The sequence below is a fragment of the Microbacterium sp. NPDC055455 genome, from assembly GCF_053619935.1.
The window spans coordinates 50,533-69,840 of the sequence record NZ_JBSHLB010000002.1 but is presented as its reverse complement, the minus strand read 5'-3'; the positions used below and the strand labels follow the sequence as shown (position 1 = coordinate 69,840).

Annotated in this window: 20 protein-coding genes and 1 pseudogene; 6 read left to right on the top strand and 15 right to left on the bottom strand. The window is 66.4% G+C overall.

The annotated features are described in order from the left end of the window. The first annotated feature begins 1 nt into the window (after position 1). Both ACWGUG_RS06700 and ACWGUG_RS06695 read left to right on the top strand, forming a co-directional pair. Positions 2 to 733: a glutamine amidotransferase gene (locus ACWGUG_RS06700; protein WP_452324253.1), complete on the top strand. Its 732-nt coding sequence runs from the start codon at positions 2 to 4 to the stop codon at positions 731 to 733. Between the two features lie 99 nt (positions 734 to 832). Continuing rightward, the gene (locus ACWGUG_RS06695) at positions 833 to 1,216 is read left to right on the top strand and encodes a hypothetical protein (RefSeq protein WP_452324252.1); all 384 of its coding nucleotides are present in this window, start codon (positions 833 to 835) and stop codon (positions 1,214 to 1,216) included. Positions 1,217 to 1,254: 38 nt separating this feature from the next. On the opposite strand, the gene ACWGUG_RS06690 is transcribed toward ACWGUG_RS06695, so the two are convergent. Then, on the bottom strand, positions 1,255 to 2,022 hold the full coding sequence (locus ACWGUG_RS06690; protein WP_336397754.1) for an NAD(P)H-hydrate epimerase: 768 nt from the start codon (positions 2,020 to 2,022) through the stop codon (positions 1,255 to 1,257). Further along, positions 2,019 to 3,176 (bottom strand): YhjD/YihY/BrkB family envelope integrity protein, encoded by a 1,158-nt coding sequence (locus ACWGUG_RS06685; protein ID WP_452324251.1) that lies wholly within the window; start codon positions 3,174 to 3,176, stop codon positions 2,019 to 2,021. Before ACWGUG_RS06685 ends, ACWGUG_RS06690 begins: the two co-directional genes overlap by 4 nt. A gap of 238 nt (positions 3,177 to 3,414) precedes the next feature. Here ACWGUG_RS06685 and ACWGUG_RS06680 point away from each other — a divergent pair, with 238 nt between their 5' ends. Next, positions 3,415 to 5,082 carry a GspE/PulE family protein gene (locus ACWGUG_RS06680; protein WP_452324250.1) on the top strand — a complete coding sequence of 556 codons (1,668 nt, stop codon included), beginning with the start codon at positions 3,415 to 3,417 and terminating at the stop codon, positions 5,080 to 5,082. Between the two features lie 268 nt (positions 5,083 to 5,350). On the opposite strand, the gene ACWGUG_RS06675 is transcribed toward ACWGUG_RS06680, so the two are convergent. The 12 genes and pseudogenes from ACWGUG_RS06675 to ACWGUG_RS06620 form a co-directional block, all read right to left on the bottom strand. Next, positions 5,351 to 6,592, bottom strand: coding sequence for a type II secretion system F family protein (locus ACWGUG_RS06675; protein WP_452324249.1), 1,242 nt, complete (start codon positions 6,590 to 6,592; stop codon positions 5,351 to 5,353). Between the two features lie 2 nt (positions 6,593 to 6,594). Then, positions 6,595 to 7,887: a type IV pilus twitching motility protein PilT gene (locus ACWGUG_RS06670; RefSeq protein WP_452324248.1), complete on the bottom strand. Its 1,293-nt coding sequence runs from the start codon at positions 7,885 to 7,887 to the stop codon at positions 6,595 to 6,597. A gap of 3 nt (positions 7,888 to 7,890) precedes the next feature. Continuing rightward, positions 7,891 to 8,553 (bottom strand): hypothetical protein, encoded by a 663-nt coding sequence (locus tag ACWGUG_RS06665; protein ID WP_452324247.1) that lies wholly within the window; start codon positions 8,551 to 8,553, stop codon positions 7,891 to 7,893. Then, positions 8,553 to 9,200, bottom strand: coding sequence for a PilN domain-containing protein (locus ACWGUG_RS06660; protein ID WP_452324246.1), 648 nt, complete (start codon positions 9,198 to 9,200; stop codon positions 8,553 to 8,555). The genes ACWGUG_RS06665 and ACWGUG_RS06660 overlap by 1 nt, the downstream gene beginning before the upstream one ends. Next, a complete protein-coding gene (gene pilM, locus ACWGUG_RS06655; protein WP_452324245.1) occupies positions 9,197 to 10,204 on the bottom strand; it encodes a type IV pilus biogenesis protein PilM in 1,008 nt (335 codons plus the stop codon). The genes ACWGUG_RS06660 and pilM overlap by 4 nt, the downstream gene beginning before the upstream one ends. A gap of 27 nt (positions 10,205 to 10,231) precedes the next feature. Beyond that, a complete protein-coding gene (locus tag ACWGUG_RS06650; protein WP_452324244.1) occupies positions 10,232 to 11,122 on the bottom strand; it encodes a prepilin peptidase in 891 nt (296 codons plus the stop codon). A gap of 3 nt (positions 11,123 to 11,125) precedes the next feature. Further along, the gene (locus ACWGUG_RS06645; RefSeq protein WP_452324243.1) at positions 11,126 to 12,784 is read right to left on the bottom strand and encodes a hypothetical protein; all 1,659 of its coding nucleotides are present in this window, start codon (positions 12,782 to 12,784) and stop codon (positions 11,126 to 11,128) included. Further along, entirely contained in the window at positions 12,784 to 13,287 is a 504-nt protein-coding gene (locus ACWGUG_RS06640; protein ID WP_452324242.1) for a PilW family protein, read from the bottom strand. The genes ACWGUG_RS06645 and ACWGUG_RS06640 overlap by 1 nt, the downstream gene beginning before the upstream one ends. Further along, positions 13,284 to 13,760 (bottom strand): hypothetical protein, encoded by a 477-nt coding sequence (locus tag ACWGUG_RS06635; protein WP_452324241.1) that lies wholly within the window; start codon positions 13,758 to 13,760, stop codon positions 13,284 to 13,286. Before ACWGUG_RS06635 ends, ACWGUG_RS06640 begins: the two co-directional genes overlap by 4 nt. 91 nt (positions 13,761 to 13,851) lie before the next feature. After that, positions 13,852 to 14,277, bottom strand: a complete 426-nt coding sequence (locus tag ACWGUG_RS06630; protein ID WP_452324240.1) for a prepilin-type N-terminal cleavage/methylation domain-containing protein — start codon at positions 14,275 to 14,277, stop codon at positions 13,852 to 13,854. Between the two features lie 243 nt (positions 14,278 to 14,520). Then, the gene (locus ACWGUG_RS06625; RefSeq protein ID WP_452324537.1) at positions 14,521 to 15,279 is read right to left on the bottom strand and encodes a hypothetical protein; all 759 of its coding nucleotides are present in this window, start codon (positions 15,277 to 15,279) and stop codon (positions 14,521 to 14,523) included. Between the two features lie 345 nt (positions 15,280 to 15,624). Further along, a pseudogene (locus tag ACWGUG_RS06620) lies at positions 15,625 to 15,744 on the bottom strand (DUF2510 domain-containing protein); the annotation flags it as partial. Between the two features lie 251 nt (positions 15,745 to 15,995). On the opposite strand from ACWGUG_RS06620, the gene ACWGUG_RS06615 reads away from it, so the two are divergent. The 3 genes from ACWGUG_RS06615 to ACWGUG_RS06605 all read left to right on the top strand — a co-directional run bounded on the left by ACWGUG_RS06615 (position 15,996) and on the right by ACWGUG_RS06605 (position 18,979). Further along, positions 15,996 to 16,268: a hypothetical protein gene (locus ACWGUG_RS06615; RefSeq protein ID WP_452324239.1), complete on the top strand. Its 273-nt coding sequence runs from the start codon at positions 15,996 to 15,998 to the stop codon at positions 16,266 to 16,268. Between the two features lie 204 nt (positions 16,269 to 16,472). Further along, positions 16,473 to 17,501: a lactonase family protein gene (locus ACWGUG_RS06610; protein ID WP_452324238.1), complete on the top strand. Its 1,029-nt coding sequence runs from the start codon at positions 16,473 to 16,475 to the stop codon at positions 17,499 to 17,501. A 92-nt stretch (positions 17,502 to 17,593) separates the two neighbouring features. After that, positions 17,594 to 18,979, top strand: a complete 1,386-nt coding sequence (locus ACWGUG_RS06605) for a DUF222 domain-containing protein (RefSeq protein WP_452324237.1) — start codon at positions 17,594 to 17,596, stop codon at positions 18,977 to 18,979. A 9-nt stretch (positions 18,980 to 18,988) separates the two neighbouring features. Here ACWGUG_RS06605 and ACWGUG_RS06600 read toward each other — a convergent pair whose 3' ends face one another. Further along, the gene (locus ACWGUG_RS06600) at positions 18,989 to 19,288 is read right to left on the bottom strand and encodes a DUF1905 domain-containing protein (protein ID WP_452324236.1); all 300 of its coding nucleotides are present in this window, start codon (positions 19,286 to 19,288) and stop codon (positions 18,989 to 18,991) included. Positions 19,289 to 19,308: the final 20 nt, after the last annotated feature.

Genomic DNA, 19,308 nt, shown 5'->3' with positions numbered 1-19,308 from the left:
GGTGAAGCCGTTCGTCCTCCTCGCCACGCGCGCCGAGGATCTGCCGGCCGACGAGGAGTACGCGCTGTTCCTGCGCTACTCCGGTCTCACGCCCGACCAGCTGGTGCGGGTGCGGCTCGAAGCCGGGCCCATGCCGCGGCTGGATCTCGACGCGCTGTCGGGCATCTTCGTGGGCGGCGGGCCGTTCAACGCGTCGGACCCCCTCGAGAAGAAGTCGCCGGTCCAGCGCCGGGTGGAGGCGGAGTTCCAGACCCTCCTCGACGAGGTGGTGGCGCGCGACTTCCCGTTCCTCGGCGCCTGCTACGGCGTGGGCACCGTAGGCGCGCATCAGGGCGCGGTGATCGACCGCACCTACGGCGAGCCGATCAGCGTCGTGCCGGTGACCGTGACCGAGGCGGGGGCATCCGATCCCCTGCTTGCCGGCATGCCCGCCACGTTCAACGCGTTCGTCGGGCACAAGGAGGCGATCACGCGCCTGCCGTCGTCGGCCGTGCTGCTGGGATCGTCGCCGGGATGCCCGGTGCAGATGTTCCGGGTGGGAGAGAACGTCTACGCGACGCAGTTCCATCCCGAGCTCGACGTCGAGGGGATCACGACGCGGATCCACGCGTACGCCGACCACGGCTACTTCGGCGCGGGCGAGCTGGAGCTGACGCTGTCGGCCGTGCGACGCGCGGCCGTGTCGCATCCGAGCCGCATCCTCCGCGCGTTCGTCGAGCGCTACGCGCGCTGAGCCCCGCGTCCGCGAGCGCCTCGGCCTCTTCGCACGGCCCGTGGGCGGTGGTACGCTCCCCGCACCGGCTGCCTCCGCCGCCCGAGAACGAGGTGCGTCATGGGTTCGAAGAAGCTGCTCATCACCGGAGCGGTGATCGCGGGCGTCGCTGCGACGGCGATCCTCGTGCCGAGCATCGCGGCGGGTGTTCCGCTGACGTCCCTGGTGCCAGTGCCCTCGTCGCTCCTCGTCTCGCACGACGACGGACCGGGCGAGAACGGGCGCGGGAACGCGTTCGGGCACGACAAGGACTCCCCGGGCTTCCCCGGCAACAACGGTGCCCGCGACGACGACCGCGGTCGCGACGACGACGACGCGCGCGGACGCGGCGCCGAGAAGCACGAGGACGGCCCTGGCGGCAACGGACGCGGAAACGCGTTCGGGCACGACAAGGACTCTCCCGACTTCCCGGGGAACAAGGGCGACCGCGACGACGACGACTAGCCCCGTCCGGCGCCCCGCGGGCTGCCGGGCTGCGGGCGTCAGCGCTGGGCGGTGACGACGCGGGAGACGGATGCCTCCCCCGCCGGTTCCACCGAAGCCAGGGCGTCCGAGAGTCCGATGTCGACGAGCACGATGTCGCCGGCGAGGTCCGGTCCGCGGCCGGTGACGAGCCCGGCCTTGACCGCGCCGAACGTGACGGTGACGGATGCCGGCAGCACGGCGTCGTCGGCCGCGCCGGTGTCGGGATGGAGACCGCTGGGGATGTCGACGGCGACGACGCGCGGCATCCGCTCGAGCTCCCCCCATCCGAGAAGGGTGGTGACCGCGTCGCGGGCGGCGCCGCGCAGACGCGAGTCGCGGGAGGCGCCGATGCCGACGACGCCGTCGACGAGCACGGCGTACGCGTCGCCGGCGTGCTCGGCCTCGTCGAGCTCGATGCGGCGGGCGCCGGATCCGATGGCGGCGGTGAAGGCGGCTTCATGGAAGCGGTCGCCGACGAGCACGAAGTCGACGTCGGCGACGTCGGTGAGTCCGGCGGCGGCGTAGAGCGCGTCGCCGCCGTTGTCGCCGCCGCCGGCGAGCACGAGGATGCGCGGTCGGTGCTCCTGCGGCGCTCCGGGCACGGTCGGCTCCAGCGCCCGCCAGGCAGGGGCGGCCCCTCCGGACTTCATGGACCCGAGTTCGGCGCGGATGATCTGCGACAGGGCGCCGGCCGCGCGCTGCATGAGCGGCACGCCCTCATCGAGCAGGGGTCGTTCGGCGGCGCGCACCTGCTCGGCCGTGTAGACGGGAACCTCGGTGCTCATGACTTCTCTCCTGCGTCCTGTTCGGCCTGCTTCTTCGCGTCCGGTTCGGCCTGCTTCTTCGCGTCCTGTTCGACCTGCTTCTTGCGCGCCTCCTCGCGTTCGCGATCGGCGTCGGCGCGGGCGTGCGCGAGCTCCTCGGTGGTGACGCGCACAGCGTCCTCGGCCTGGCGGACGCGGCGGAGCGCGAAGGTCGGCGACCCGAACCGCTCGCGCACCCGGTCGACGCGTTCGCGCTCCCCGACGATGATCCAGGTGCCGGCGAGGAGGATCACCTGGGCCGAGAGGTTCAGCCAGATGAGCAGGGCGATGAGGGCGGCGAAGGAGGCGAGCAGCGGATTGGCTCCGGCGCCCCGCACGAAGAGGCTCGACAGCTGCTGCAGCACGATGAGGCCGACGGCGCCCAGGAAGGCGCCCGTCCACAGCGACCTGGCGCGAGGGCGCACGCCGCTGAGCGTGCGGAACGCGACGGCGACGAGCGCCATGTCGAGCAGGAAGACGACGAGGATCGAGACGGTGCGGGTGGCGAGTTCCGCGAACCAGCTCTGGCTGAGGCCGAGCCAGTCGAGCACGCCGCCCACGAAGGATGTGCCGATGAAGGTGGCGCCGGCCGACAGCACGAAGCCGCCGCCGATCGCGATCGCGAGGAGCAGGTTGCGCAGCAGCACCCAGACGAAGAAGACGTCGTCGTGCACCTTGTCGGCGAGGGTGCGGAGGGCGACGCGGAGCGAGCCGATCGCGCCGATGGCCGCTGCGAGCAGACCGATCAGGGCGATGATGCCGGTGACGGTGAGGCCCGCGGGCGCCTCGATGTCGGAGACGTCGACGAGGCCGTCCTCGCCGACGAGGCCGGGGATCGCCGCATCCACCGCCGACACCAGCGACCGCCACGCCTCCGGGTTGTCGCTCAGCCAGAGCGCGGCGAACGAGAAGCCCAGCAGCACGCCGGCGAAGACCGAGAACAAGGCGCGGTAGGTGACGCTGTCGGAGAGCATCGGTCCGCGGCGCTCGGCGTAGTGCAGCCACACCCGCACCGGCTTGAGCGAGAGCGCCCACGCGGTCGCCCTCGGGATGAACCCGCTGGCGGGGACCGCTCCCCCGGCCGGCGCGCCCGGCGGGTTCGTGTCTTCGGTCACTGAACCTGTCGACGTGGCCATGGCGCCACACTAGTCAGTGCGTTTTCTCAGCGCGCCGGTCTTGACGCCATGCGTATTATGTCGTCTAGGGACTGGGGAGTCTCTTGGCGATTGGGGAGATCGCTGCTGGGGGGTCTTGGGCATAATGACAGGCATGGCTGCACCGTTTCGCTCACGTCGCGAAGCTCGCGGTCGCCTGTCAACCCCTCCCGCAGTTCCGCCCGTCGTCGTACCATCTGGGGATTCAATGGGGGACGCTGTGAGGGGATTGGCACAAACACTCGTACTGACTGGGGCGGTACGGGCGGCAGACATGTCAGCGGCGCTGGCGCAGACGGGCGAAGGGCCCGAGCTGCAGCGCCTGCTGGTGAGCTCGCATCTGGTGACCGAGGGGCAGGTGGCCGAGGCGATCGCGCTGCACACCGGCCACCGGTATGTCGATCTGGCGAACACGCCGCTCGACCCGAGCGTCGTGGCACTGGTTCCCGGGAATCTGTGTCGCAAGTACAGCCTGATCCCGGTGGATCGCAAGGGTGACCGCCTGACCGTCGGCGTGCTCGACCCCACGGATATCGTCGCGCTCGACGATGTGGCGAGCATCACCGATCTGTTCGTCGAGCCGGTGGTCGTCGCCGAAGACGCGCTGACGAACATGTTCGAGCGGTTCCTGCGCTCCGACGAAGAGCTCAGCGAGCTGTCGATGTCGATCGAGGAGTCGAGCGAGGCCAATCAGGCCGCGTTCACCGAGAGCCTCGAGGAGCAGGACGACGCCGCGCCCATCGTGCGGTTCGTGAATCTGCTCATCGCGCAGGCGATCAACGACCGTGCGAGCGACATCCACGTCGAGCCGGGCGAGAAGCAGCTGACGGTGCGGTTCCGCATCGACGGCGTGCTGCACGAAATGCAGAAGGCCGACCGGGCGATTCAGGACGGCATCATCTCGCGCCTGAAGATCATGTCGTCGATCGACATCGCCGAGAAGCGCAAGCCGCAGGACGGCCGCCTCTCGGTCACGCACGAGAACCGCACCGTCGACCTCCGCGTGGCCACATTGCCCACCGTGTGGGGCGAGAAGATCGTCATGCGAATCCTCGACAACACCGGTCAGACGATGGCGATGCGCGACCTGCTGTTCTCGGGCGTCAACGATCGACGCTTCCGGGATGCGATCACGAAGCCGCACGGCATGATCCTCGCGACCGGTCCGACCGGTTCGGGCAAGTCGACGACGCTTTACACGGCGCTCCGTTCGATCGCGAACCCGAAGATCAACGTCATCACGGTCGAAGACCCGGTCGAGTACCGCATCGCGGGCATCAACCAGGTGCAGGTGAACAACCGCGCCGGCCTGACGTTCGCGTCGGCGCTGCGATCGATTCTCCGCTCCGACCCCGACGTCGTTCTCGTCGGTGAGATCCGCGACTTCGAGACCGCCAACATCTCGATCGAGGCGGCGCTCACCGGTCACCTCGTGCTGTCGACGCTGCACACCAACGACGCACCGTCTGCGCTCACGCGTCTCACCGAGATCGGCTGCGAGCCCTTCCTCGTTGCGACCGCACTGTCGTCCGTGATCGCTCAGCGTCTGGCGCGCCGGCTGTGCATGCGCTGCCGCGAGCCGCTCGTCGAGACGACCGAGGTTCTCACCTCACTCGGCTTCCCGCACGACCCGCACGACCTCCCCGAGCTGTACAAGGCGGTCGGATGCCCCGCCTGCAGCAACACCGGATACCGCGGCCGTGTCGCGCTCCACGAGATCATGACGCTCAGCGACGAGATCGAGTCTCTCGTGGTGACTCGATCGACAGGCAAAGAGATCCGTCACGTGGCGGTCGAGCAGGGCATGGTATCGCTCCGCGATGACGGCTGGTCGAAGGTCGCTCAGGGGCTGACCACGATCGAAGAGGTACTTCGGGTCACGATCTGACACGAGACTCAGAGCCGCGATCCAGCCGAGGAGCGCGCAAGGTCCGTTCGCCAAGGGCGCGAATGGCGGAGAAGAGCCGCGGTTGCCAGCACCTCCGCGGTGATCCGAATCTACGTCTGCTCCGGCTCATTGGCCAAGTTGCGGACAGCGGACGTCAGTGCCCGGGGACGCGGCGACCACGCATCTCGGTCAGCCTCGGCACCACAGACGCCGGTCCGATCACGCCAACCGAGCCGACGGTGCGAGCCGAGCGGCCGGGGAGAAACTCTTACGAGGCCTGACTTGAGAGTTCTCCATAGAGCGTGAAGATCGGCAGGTAGAGCGAGATGACCATCGCACCGATGACAACGCCCAACCCGACAATGAGGATCGGCTCGATCGTCGATGAAAGTTGCGATGTGGCGGTCTCCACCTCGTCTTCATAGAAGTCGGCAATGGACGCCAACATGTCGACGAGTGTGCCCGACTCTTCGCCCACCGACACCATCTGAGGCACCATTGCGGGAAAGACGTCCGCCTTGGCAAGTGGGGCCGCGAAAGAACGGCCCTGACGGATCGATTCCTGCACCTCGCGAACGGCTTGCTCGATCTTCCAGTTATTCGAGGCCTGGCCGACGATCGACAAGGCCTGGATGATAGGCACGCCGGCGTTGAGCATCATCGAGAGGTTCCGCGAGAACCGTGCGACGGCGATCTTCGTGGTGAGCTTGCCAAAGATGGGCATCTTGAGCTTCACCGGGTCCACCGCTCGGCGATACTGCTCGGTGTGGCGGTTCGCGCGCCACCACACCACGGCGACGATGGCGATCAGCGCGAGCGCTGGAAGCATCCACCACATGTTGTTCGAGATTGTGACCAGAATCTGCGTCGGCAACGGCAATTCACTGCCCAAAGACTCGAACATACCCGCAAAGATCGGCACGATGAAGGTCACCATCACGAGTACGCCGACAATCGCGATCACCAAAACGATGATGGGATATGTGACTGCCGCACGGACTTTGTTCTGAAGCTCGGCTTCGCGCTGGTAGTTGTCAGCGATCGACCTCAGCGCGCCGCCGAGAAATCCTCCCGCCTCACCCACTTTCACGATGCTGAGCATGAGGGGCGGAAAGGTCTGGGGGTGGCGGGCCAGCGCAGCGGAAAAGGAGGACCCAGATTCGACGTCGGCATGCACCTGCACCAATGCGGGCTGGAGCTTCTTGTCGTCGGTCTGCTCAATCAAAATGGCAAGCGTGCGCATCAGTGGGAGGCCCGCGTTGATGAGTCCCGCCATCTGCCGCGCAAACACGGCAAGTGAACGTGAAGAGACCGTCCGGCTGAATCCAGGCAGCCTGATCTCGCGGTTGAGCCCGGTGTTGGACTTCAGCGTGACCTCGAGAGGAGTGAGTCCCTGCGCTCTGAGCTTTCCAGTGACCGCGGACTCGCTGGCCGCTTCGATGGTCCCCTTCACAAGCGATCCGCCTCGCGCGTCGACGGCCCGATACGTGAACTCCTGGACAACTGCCACCGTCAGCCCTCTCCGTTCGCCGCGGCCCACGCGTCAGCGTCGTTCGCCCCGGTCCAATCGATGTCGCGCGCTGTCGGATCGACCCGGCCGCCGACCGTTGGCGTACCGAACCGAGAGCCCATGCCGACTCCCGTGCCTGCCGCTGCGTTTGCCGCGGGGGTTACAAGCTCTTCCTGCCGCCACTCTCCGGCGTGGTGGGCCCATTCCTCCGCATCCAGGTCGCGCGGCTTGACGTAGATGCCGTCGAGGTTTCTGGGGTCGACCGCAAAATCCATCGCGACATTCCGCGAAATGGTGCCGTCGGCGACGAGTCGACGGAGGTCCTGATCGAGTGTGTGCATGCCCACCTCTGATCCCGCTTGCATAGCCGAGTAGATCTGCGCCACCTGACCCTCTCGAATCATGTTTGCCACGGCTGGGGTGTTGATCAGCACTTCCGTCGCGATGGTGCGTCCATTCACCTGCGCGAGCGGCAGAAGCGTCTGGCTGATGATGCCTTGGAGGGTGTCGCCGAGCTGGGTACGAATTTGATGCTGCTTCTCGGCCGGGAAGACATCGATGATTCGGTTGACACTTTTCGCTGCACCCTGGGTGTGCAGCGTGGACAACACAAGGTGCCCCGTTTCCGCCGCTGACAGCGCCGTGGAGATCGACTCCGGATCGCGTAGCTCGCCGATAAGGATCACGTCAGGATCCTGGCGGAGGACTCGGCGGAGTGCTTCAGCGAATGAGTTCGTGTCGCGACCGACTTCGCGCTGGTGGATGAGCGCGCGCTTGGACTTGTGATGGAACTCGATCGGGTCTTCGATCGTGATGATGTGGGCAGGCACCAATTGATTGACGATGTCGACCATCGCTGTAAGCGTCGTGGACTTGCCAGATCCGGTGGGCCCCGTCAGCAGCACTAGACCGCGTGGGCGGAGCACAAGGTCACGGGCGATTTCCGGTGCACCCAATTCCTCCAGCGAGTAAACCCGGTCTGGAATGTAGCGCAATGCGATCGCGACGGAGCCTAGTTGGCGATATACGTTGGTCCGGAATCGTCCGATCCCGGACGTCGCGTGAGCCAGGTCGACCTCGCCGTGCTCAAGGAACTCCTGGCGTTGGCCGTCGCCCATGAGATCGAACGCCGTCTGCTCCACCCATTCTTCAGAGAGCGCCTCCGCGTAACCCGGGACCGCTACAAGATCACCGTCGACACGGAACAAGGGTGGCGCGCCGGCGGTGATATGCACATCCGACGCGCGGTGCCGCGCGCCGAGGGCGAGGAGGGCTTCGAAATTGACGTTGTCCATCGCTCATCCTTCATCGTTGAAGGTCAGCGCCGTGACCTGGACGTCGACCGTTCCATCATCATTCTGAGTGGCCATCACCGCGTTCGGGATCAGCAGGCGTGGGCCCGCGCGCAGCGCGTCGACGAAGGCGGTTGCTTGCGCCATGTCGGCCGCCGTCACAGTGATCACGAAGTCCACCTGCTGACGGCCTGCCGGCGCGACGGCGGCCGGGGCCGGTGCGGGATTCGCGGACTCGTCAGCGGGGGGCGGCGTCGCCGCAGGGGTTGGCTGCGGGGCGGGTTCGGCCGCCGCGGATGTGCCGAGCTCGGGCGGGAGTGTGCGCGCCGCGAATGCAACCTGCTCCCCCGCGGTGACTGATGACATCACGGCGCCCGTCGTTTCGACGGCTCGCGCAACAACTTCGAAGACGTCATCCAACTGGGCCTCGTCTGGAATCTGCGACCGCAGTTCGGCGACGCTGGCGTTGATCTCGTCCAGGTTTTGCTGCTGCTCCGTCAGCTGGCTGACCTGCGCCTGATATTGGGCATTGGTCGCAGCTACCGTAGACGTCTGCGCATCGACACCGATCGCCTGGAAGTAGAGCGGCAGCGCTACGAGGAAGACGCCAAGCGCGATTACGCCAAGGGAGACGATCAGGCCGAGCGCCGTAACGATCTGTTTCGGCATCATTCGCTCCCCCGCTCGGCGGCGTACTCGTTCGTGTAGACGTTCTGGTCGAACTGTAGATTCAGCACGTACGCGTAGCGGCCCTCTGAAACCTGACTAGAGGTGACCGACTCACCATCGGCGTAGAAAACACCCTCAGTAGCTCGGAGTGAACGAATAAGCGGAACGATGTCAAGGGGCGTGGGGCTGTCGAACGATACTTCGCCAATCAATCCCTGCTCGAGCGTGGGGTCACCCCCCTGGGGCGCCGCGCCGGCGGTGAGATCGATCCGGGTTACCGTTGTGCCGGGCGGGAGAGTGCTCGAGATGGTGGCCAACACCGGAACCCAGGCGATATCGGTGCTCGCCGCCTCCTGCCGATAGTCGGTCAACTCCGCCTCCGTGGTGAGCGCGTTGCTGACATCGGACAGCGAGGCGATCTCTGCGAGAAGCGTGTTGGTGTGGGCCTGTTCTGCCGCAAGTCGTTGGTCGGCGAAGAACTTGAACGTGAGCGCACCTGCGATGATCAGCAACGCGACGACGATAGCTCCGAGCACAATCCAGATCCAGACCCGGATCAGTCCGTCGCGTTCTCGGCGGACGATCTCAGAGCGTGGCATGAGGTTGACGCGCGCGAGTCCTCCGAGCGGTGGGGCGATCGCAGTCATCGGCGAGCCTCCCCGAGCGCGATACCCACTGTCGACACGAGGTTGAGCGCAACCTCGCCAACGGGTGCCGGGGTCGACATCGCGATCACATCACCCACCGTCAGGACCTGCAGCTCAGTGTCGATCGCGGTCGTAAGTGACGGCAGGATGCCGTCCGCCGCCGCGCCCGCTCCTGAGATGTATATTCGGGAGATCGGCGTGGCATTCGGGCGACTCCCGAAGAAGACGATGGTGCTGCGAAGCCGCGCGGCGAGATCTGATACGCCAGGCGGCTGCGCTGCGCGGTTGGCACCTCGCGTGCGCGCTGCCCCGCCGTTGCCGCCCGCGTACTCAAGAGCCGGTTCAAGTTCGTCCGCGGTGTGGCGGAGGGCTGCGGAAGTCGCTACCTCGACAGGAAGGATGCGCACGAAGAGAGGGATACCGCCGCGCGAAACGACTACCTGTGTGGTGTGGTCGCCAATGTATACCGTCGCGACCGTCTCGTCGGGTGCAGCGATCTGTGCGGTGACTCTTGCAAGCCCGAACGCCGTGAGGTCCACGCCATGAACTCGCACCTTCACTTTGGACAGGGTCGAGATGATGTGCTCGATGTTCTCCGAGACGGCGGCGACGAGTAGACCCGAGACTTGGTCACCGTCTTGACTCAGCGGATAGAAATCCAACACCGCCTGACTCGCAGGCACCGGGAGAAGATCCTGCACCTGGTAAGGAAGCGCTTCTCGAAGTAGGTCTGGCCGCATGGCTTGGGTCGTGTACTCGCGCACCAGGATGCGACGGCTCGCAACACCGAGCACCGCGTCCTTACTCTTGAAGCGGGCGCCCGCCCACAACTGGCGTAATGCAACCGCCACGGTCCCGGGGTCCAGCACCTCAGAGTCACGGGCTGCTTCTGGGGGCAGCGGCACTTCGCCATAGGCGATCATCTGCGGTTTGCGCCCCAATGAGAGTTCGGCCGCTCTCACGCTCTCCTCGGTCACCTCCAGCGCCACGATTGACTTGCCCATCGTCTCCCCTTCCCCCACCCGAGGCGCTCAGGCCCCGGTTACCAGATCCACATACCAGCGGCCAATAGCTTCACCTGCGAACACTCCTGTCCAAGCACCGAGGATCATCCACGGCCCAAACGGAATGGCGCTCTTGCGGCCGGCTCGGCGAAGGAGAATCAGGATAACGCCGAAGACCCCGCCATATAGGAACGCAGCGAACGTGCCCACCGCGAGCGCGCCCCAGCCGAGCCAGCCGAGATACATCCCGATAACGCCCGCAAGCTTTACGTCGCCGCCCCCCATTCCGCCGGGACGAATCAACCGAAGCACAAGGTAGAACAGATAGAGCGACGCCATGCCGATTCCCGCACGGAGCAGGAGCTGCCACTCCCCCGTAAGCATCGCGGAGACGGTGAATAGGGTGCCCGCGACGAGGTAACTCGGTAGCACGATGCTGTCGGGAAGGCGGTGCGTGTCGAGATCGATGAGCGTAAGCACAATCGACAGGGCTGCGAAGTACAGGTAAGCGATGACGATGAGTATCAGGGCCCATAGGTCCGCCGTCCGCACTAACCCATCGACAGTGGGAAGTGCAAGATACTCGGCGAGCGTCGCGCTCGGGCTGAGAAGACCGTCGTATACGGTGAGAGCCCACCACGCGACAAGTGCGAACGCCAGTCCCGCGATACCCTCGACGATCGGGTAGCGCACTGAGATAGGCGCACTGCAACTCGCGCACTTGCCGCGAAGTAATACCCACCCGATCACCGGCACGTTGTGCCACGGCTTTACCTTCGCGTCGCAGTGTGGGCACCGGCTCTCACGAAGGAGCGAGATCTTCGCGGGGACGCGGTATGCGACCACGTTGAGAAACGATCCGATGACAAGACCGAACAGACCAGCAAGGGCGACGAGTGCAGCGATCAAGGAAGTCACAGGCTACGGTACCGTCGGCGTCGGCGTCGGCGTCGGTGCCCGCTCAGTCTGGTAGACACGTTCTCCAAGCCGCTGCACGAGCACGGTCTCAATCACGACGTCCTCGCCTTCGCCACGCACCTTGCAACCAAGCTTCTCGAACGCCGGCGCCCACTCCATCAGCGCGCACGTGTAGCTTGCAGCTCCGATGAACGTGACACCGCTCGTGTCGTTGGAGTAGAGCTGGCCGCGGAAACTCGAGTTCACCGTGCCGTTGAGTCCGCAGGGGGTATAAACCATGAGCCGCGGTTCGATCGTCACCCCTGCGCTGATGTCGAAGTTGTCGCGCTGGTTTCCGTTTCCGCACGTTGGCTGCGTTTCACCCGCAACGGTGCTTCGGTTTGCGTCCTCGTGCATGAACACGATCTGCCTATCGTTCCTGAGATTGCCAGCGATCGAGATGTTGGCAACTTTGCCGGCAGGCAGGATGAAGGCAGCGTCCTTGTTCAGCGTGTGGATTCCTGACGGAATCGTGACATTGGTATGCACGGAACTGCAGCTCGAGTAGTCGAATACCACAGCATCGGTGCCGCCGGTGGTCAGAGTGGCGACAATCTGCGCAGGAGTGAGGTCGCAGGCGACGATGGATGTTGCGCCCCAGCCGGAGGACTTGTCCAAATCCATCCATGCCGTGATGGCACGGATGAACTCAAGAGTGGGGTCGAACGGAGGCGGAGGAGTGGACTGGATGCGGGTGGCCGTCGGATCGATGGACCACTTGTTGCCGACGCTGATCAAGCCGCCGGCCAAAAGGTTGCCCCAGCCTCGGCCGTCAGTCGAACCGGTATTCGTGAGGTCGATGTTTCCGGTCGCCTCGATAGAGCCTGATTCTGGATCTGTTTCGGTCCCGATGATCGTGCCGTTCGATGTGAACGTCACATCCGCACTCACGGTGGTTCCCGTTGAAGTGACACCCCCCGCTTTCACATTGCCTGTGATGTTGATGCGCTGCGAGGAGCCGTCGACGTCGTCATAGCTCCAGACGTCGCCGACAACGGTGCAGTCGCGGTTGAAGATCGCCCTTCCTCGCGTTACGTACAGGTCTCCGTCCAGCGTGCCTTCGTTCTCACAGGTGTAGTTGCCGGAGCGGACGACGATGTCGCCCGCGTAGGTGCCGCGGAGGCTCACACCGTTCGCGAAGTAGGCGAGAACTCCGCCTGCCTGTTGCTCCCAAGTAACAATCCATGGGTACACCGAGTCGATGGTGGTCGTCGAACCGTCGGGACCAGTTCCAGTCGAACGCACCACGACCCAAGCATTCGACGTGGGGCACACGGTGCCGCTGACTGCGTCGAAGCTTGCGGGCTGAGCTACTTCACTCGGGCCCGACACTCGAACCGAATACGAGTATGCGGGGTTGCTACCAGAACCGGTGAAGTCACTGGCCGCGCACCCGTCCGAGAGAGCATCCACCGCGGCGTCGCGGCCGGATTCGGCGGCAATGAACGACTGTGTGCGGTCTTTGTTCCTGAGGTTCGACCCCATTGTTACGACTACCGCAGCGGCGATCGCGGTGGCGATGATGACCCCCACGAACATCATCACGAGCACCGATACGAGCACGGCACCACGATCATCATCGAGCCGATGGCCTCGCCGACCGAGGATTGGCGCTGCCGCCATCAGCAAACGCCCAATCCGGATTCTTGGCGCGAGCGTGGCCCTACCTCGCCCGAGATGCGTACTGGGGCGGAGTCTGTCTTCAGGTCGAAGGAATACGAGACCTGATCGCCCGTCTCTCGGAATACCGGGCTCGTGCCGATCTCCTGGACTTCCGGCGTCCAAGTGTCGCCTGAGGTAGTTATCGCAATTGACCCCCCAGAGAAGTTGAACGTTTGACACGTCAACGCTCCGTCGAGCGAGGTGCGAACGGTGAGAGTGTCGCTCCCCGCCGCACCAATCGGCGCTACGTAGAGGGCGTTCCGAACCGCCCGCTCGATCATTGAACCGACAAGTTGCCCACGATTGGTCGTAGAGGTCACGCTGGTCACCTCCTCCTGCGTTCGTAGTGAGCTGATGAAGAACGACGCCACAGCCGCAATGATGAGGCCGCTCAGCATCAAGGCGATGATGAGCTCCAGCAGGCTGAGCCCGGCATCGCGGTGGTCGGTCGACTCACCACTCATGATAGGTATACGAGGGCTGTCGCCTCGGCCACAACTACGTTGGCTTGGTCACGCACTTCGACCTCGACCGATATGAGTGTCTTGGTGAGCGGCGCGGGAAGAGGAGGCACCGAGCAACTGCTTATGGTGCTTCCGGCCGGAAGCGTGCCACTCGGCCCAACGAGGCCCTCGGTGAGCTTCAGCGTGCCGCTGGCGGTCAGGGTATTGCCCTGACCGTCGGCGACTGAATGGCTCGTGAGTGCAGCAAGCACAGCTAGACAACTTGGGCTCTCCCGAACTGCTTCGACCCGTGCGTTCGCCAAGCGGGTGGCCGTTGCGACCGACGACTGACGGGCGGCTTCACCAACCCCCTGAATTAGCGCGGGAAGTAGCCCGATGAGAATCAGCATTAGGAGGAGCATCCCGACGACGACCTCGACTAGGCCAAACCCTGGGTCATTGGCCTGCTTAGCTACCGCTGTCGATCGAGTCATGAGAGCGCCTTAGTGCCGTCTACGAGCCCGCATCGCCTCGTCGGGGTCGGCGCGCTGTCGCGCGTCCACCCCGACGAGGCGGTGTTGATCCTTACGGGCAGCCGGGGCCGGCGCTGCCGGTGTCTCCACCAGCTGCACTGAGCGCACCGTCGGGGTCCGCCGTGGCAATGATGCAGACGTCATTCAGGTCGTCATAGTCGTCAAAGCTGGGGGCGAGCGCGAGTGTGTAGTCGCCCGTTTCGCTCTGGTCAATCGCTGCGCCGATGGTTGTAGCGTCAGCGTTGCCGAGTGCGACTTCCGAAGCCGCGACTGTGGCGCCCTCCGCGGCTGCCGAGTTCAGCGAGCCCACTGCGGCGTTGTGCTGAACGGCGCCGAAGATCGGGAAGGCGACGGCGATCAGGATGCCGATCACGACAACGACGACGATGAGCTCGACGAGCGAGAAGCCGCCCTCGCGATCCTCGTCCTCACGACGAGCCTTGATGGCTTCGATGTAGTTCTTGATGGTTGCACGCATAGCGTTGTTACTCCCCATTCCGAGTGTCAAGGTCAACTTCAGCTGACCGGCACACCGAGTACCGGCTCGTCCATTTCCCCAATAACGAAAATCCCAGCAGTCGAAGCTGGGCAGTAGGGATACACACACGTGCGTGAATCCCCTCCCCGGGACTGAGCATGGCGGGTCGAGGCATCCGGTGTCAACGCGGCAGAATGCAAGGTTTCCTGAAGAATGGCTTAAGAAGAGTGGTGATGCTCGTCGTCACGCGGTGATCGCGATCGTCACCAGGATGAGCACGGTCGCGAGCCACACCGTCAGAAGCGCCGAGACGACGAGTGCGACCACCGATCCCGCCTTCTGCGTCGGGCGCTGCACCGCGACCACGAGTCCCCCGATCGCCAAGAAGAAGGCCGTGACGGCCAACCCGAGATTCACCATGCTCGCGGTGCCCGCGAGCAAGGGGTCGAAGGCAGAAAGCCACCAGACCACGGCGATTCCGCCCAACAGGCTCAGTCCGCTGACGATGAGCGACGCCGTGGCGGCACCATTCCTCGCGGACTTCTCCGGCAGCGACCTCGTCAGTTCACCGACGTACGCGCTCGACACCGGGTGGTAGACGAGCGGACGCGGCATCCGATCGTCGTCCGCGGCAGCCGCCGGGCGCACCACGATCTGGTCGGGGAACCGCTCGGCCGGCAGCTCGCGGTCGGAGGCCGGTGCGGGAATATCCGGCTCGTCGGTCTCGAGTTCAGCGCTCGGCGCGACGGCAGGCTCAGTAGGTTCGCCACCCGCAGACGGCTCGACGTCGGCGGTCGACCCGGTGCGGGTACGGCGGAGCGCAGCTGAATCCGCTGAAGCCTCTGGCTCGGTCGACTCTGAGCCGGGACGCGGTTCACCGGCGGGAAGGTTCGGGCTCGCTGACTCCGCGCGCGGCGCCGGAGGCGACGCGTCACCCAGTGCCGACTCGAACGTCGACACCGTCGGCTGATCCGGGAGCGCGCCGGGTGGAACGTCGGGCATCGAAGATGCGTTCGCCGCGGCCGCGGCGCGTCGTGTCACCGCCGGCTCGGGCGACGTATGGATCGGACCGGACAGAGTGGACACCGGAGGAGGCCACGCGTGCACAGCAGCCGTCGGCGCCGGTGCGACCTGCTCGGCCGCCGACGAGGCGGGCGTCGCGGCACCCGGAGTCGACACGGCGAAGAACGCCGCAATGTCGCTTCGCCCCTCCGTCGGCTCGGCATGCGACCGCCGCGTGTGACGACGCTGCGCACGACTCGTCCCCCGTGACCCGCTCGCGGCGGGCTCGACGGCAGTGGGTGCCCTAGACAGCGGCCCATCGGACGGCGGCGGAGCCGCGGCATCCGTCGTCGTGAATCGATAGTGCTGCGTCCAGGCAGCACCATTCCACCACCTCAGGCGGCTGGCACCCGGTGACTCGGCGTACCAGCCCGGCGGCGGTCCCCCAGTAGACCGATCGGACATCATGCTCCCCAGCAGAATGATTCTCGCTCGAGGCCAACTTAGCGGGTCGCGACGGTCGTCCGCAGACATCCCTCATCGGCTGCAGGGACATGGGAGGTCCCGATGATCGGAGCACGCGCGCGCCGAAGGCGCTCGATGAGCGGCGACCCAGACGGCGAGGGGAAGCCGTCGGGGCTCGCCTGTCTGCCCGACAGCGCCGACGCGCGCCTGCTCGCCGCGGGCACTCCAACGTGCGCCCTCCCCTCCGGGCGGTGTCGGTCGTGCCCGAAGAGTTCGCGGCGTTGCACGAGAAGATCCGCGTGTACCGCAACACCACCGTGGCGCACTCGCAGCCGAGCTGGTGCGCTCCGGCGCCGATCGCGTATCTCGATCAGGCCGGTCGCATCCGCCGCGTGGGCGATGCGGTCATCAGCCAGCACCTGCCGAGGCAGATCGCGAGGCTGTTCGCCGGTCTGATCGGCCTGGTGCAGTACACGGTCGAGGAGTGTGCCGACGACATCCGCGCGCGCCTGGAAGAGAGGTAGCAGAAGCCGAACCGCACGTCATCGCGAGCTGGCCGACGCCCGTATTCGAGGCGCAGCCCGCCTGCGACTTCTCGGCAGACTCCAGACGGCGGCCGGGTCGGTCTTCACCCACTAGCTGAGCGTCGAACCTGCGGACGAGGGAAGCGGATGCCTCCGCCCCGGGCCGACCCCATCGGCGCCGTGTCGCGCGCCTACGATCGACGCATGACGCAATCGCACCTCATCCTCGTGGCGAACGCCGGTGACGGCAGCATCAGCACGTTCCAGTTGACGGACGGCGCTCTGGAGCGGATCTCGGTGACCGAAGGACTGGACGGATGCTCCACCTTCGCCGTCGACGCCGCCCGCGACCTCGTCTATGCCGGGGTGAAGGGTGAGCCCGCCGCGATCGTGACCTTGCGCCTGGACCGCCGCTCAGGACGCCTGTCGGAGGTGTCGCGTCGCGACCTGCCCGACGGCGGTATGAACTACCTTGCGCTCACGCGCGACGGCGCTGGGCTCCTCGGCGCATCGTACGGCGGAGGATATGGAATCAGCGCCGCAATCACCGATGGGGTGGTCGGCGAGCCGGTGTCGCGGGTGGAGTTCCCGAACCTGCACTCGGTGCTGCCCAGCGCGGACGGCCGTTTCGCGTACTTCGTGTCGCTCGGCGCCGACCTCGTCGCGCAGTACGCCCTCGACGATGACCTGCGCCTCGTCGCGTTGACGCCCGAGACCGTCGCGGCGCCGAAGGGCAGCGGCCCGCGGCACCTCGTGCTGAACGACGCGCAGGACGCCGTGTACGTGCTGACGGAGTTCTCGGCCGAAGTGCTGCACTTCGCCCGAGACACCTCGAACGGAACGCTCGAGCTGGTGGGCGCAGCATCCGCTTTCGATCCGTCCAAGGGCCTGAAGCACAGCCGGTTCGGTGCCGACCCGAAGGCCGAGCACCTCATCTGGGGCGCCGACCTGCACTTCGGTGCGCAGGGCCGGTGGCTGTGGGCCTCGGAGCGCACCGAGAGCACGCTCGGTGCGGTATCCGTCGCGGACGACGGGTCGGTGTCTGCCCCCACCGGGTTCACGGTCACCGAGGAGCAGCCCCGTGGCTTCGCGCTCAGCCCGGACGGCGCGTATCTCGTCGCGGCGGGCGAGCGCTCGACGTCCGTGGCGCTCTACGCGGTGGACGCAGACCGGCTCGAGCTGCGGCAGCGGGCCGAGACCGGCGGCGGGGCGAACTGGGTGCGCTTCGTCTGAACCGGCGTGATTCGGTCGGACGCACAGCTGAGCAAGGTAGGCGTTTCTCGAATATAGGTGCGAATGTCGGAGGTTGCGTCTACGATTCAGTTATGGAGATTTCATCGGATCCCGCGGCGCCGCTGCCGGCCTGGATCGATGACGACCCCTGGTTCCAGCTCGGCCCATGGGAGGCGCCCGAGTTCGAAGACTTCGTTCCCGACGTCGACCTCGACGCGCTGCAGGCGAGCGGTGAGATGCACTCGGTGGGGCTCAAGGCCATCGAGTACGCGACGGTGCGCAGTCGCATCCTTCTCGCCGAGCAGTACGCGGGCATCGCGTCCGTGCTTCGAGACGCCGCGGACTGCCCAGACCCGTGGACCGGCCCCGACCCGACCCTCGACCTGGAATGGCATGATCCGCAGGGCCGCTCGGTCGGTGCCGTGCGCGCGGAGCGCCGCGACATCGCGGTGCGCTCGGCCGCGGCAGACGTGGCGGTGCGGCTCGGGCTGTCCGAGGCGATCGTGCGCACGCGCGCCTTCCACGTCGACACGCTTCGCGAACGATGCCCCCTCGTGTGGGCGGCGTTCGCGTCCGGTGACGTCTCCGAGCAGAACGCGAACACCGCGGCGCAGCACGCCGCTTCGCTCCCCCGTTCCGCGTCCGAGGCGTGGGCGCAGTTCGACGCGCAGGTGATCGAGGGAGCACGACGGATGCCGCCCGGCAAGTTCCGTCTTCGCGCCCGCGTCGTCCGGGAGCGAGTGCACCCTGAGTCCATCGACGATCGGCACCGTCGGGCCGCCGAAGACCGCCGGATCTGGACCACCGCCGAGCCCGACGGCATGGCGACACTGAGCATCTTCGGCCCCGCCGCCGAGGTGCAGGCCGCCCAGCGCCGGGCGGACGCCCATGCGCAACACCTGCGCGACCAGCCGGGTGAAGAGCGCACCGTCGCGCAGATCCGCGCCGACGTGCTGCTCGACCTCCTGGCGCACGGCGAGACTCCGCAGACCGGCCCCGCGCCCGCTCGCGCAGCGGTCGCCGTCACCGTCCCGGTGATGACGCTCCTCGGCCACGACGACGAGCCGGCGACGCTCGACGGCTACGGCCCGATCGACGCCGACACCGCCCGTCGCCTCGCCGGCGAGGCCACCAGCTGGGTGCGCATCCTCACGCACCCCATCACCGGCACGGTGCTCGACGTCGACCGGCGCACCTATCGCGTTCCTACAGCGCTTCGCCGGTGGCTCGGCGTGCGCGACCCGGTCTGCATCGGCCCCGGCTGCACCCGCCCCGCCCGCGACTGCGACATCGACCACCGCCTCGACTGGCAGTACGGCGGCACCACGACCGACACGAATCTCGCTCCGCTCTGTGAGCGGCATCACGTGCTCAAGACGAAGAGCGCGTGGAAGCTCTATCGCGATGAGATCACCGGCGTCACCTGGTGGGTCACACCGACCGCCCGCATCGTCGACCCCGAGCCGCCACCGTGGTGATCCGGCCCGTCAGCCGTCCAGCACCTCGAGCCGCACCGTCACCGGACCCCCGTCGGCGAGCCCCTCGGCATCGCGCACGGCCTTCTTCAGCGGCAGCACGTACGACCCCGACCCGGAGTCCGGGAAGATCGACGTCGCCCACTCCGTGCCGCCCACCCGCGCCCGCACGCGCACCGACCCGAAACCGCGAGACGGCCGCGGAATCTCGCGGATGTCCACGCTCAACTCGGGCGGCACCGACGTGAAGAACCACGACGCATCGTCACGGGCATCCCAGCGCCACACCTCGCCGTCGAACTCGATGATCACGAGCCACAGAGTAGCGAGCG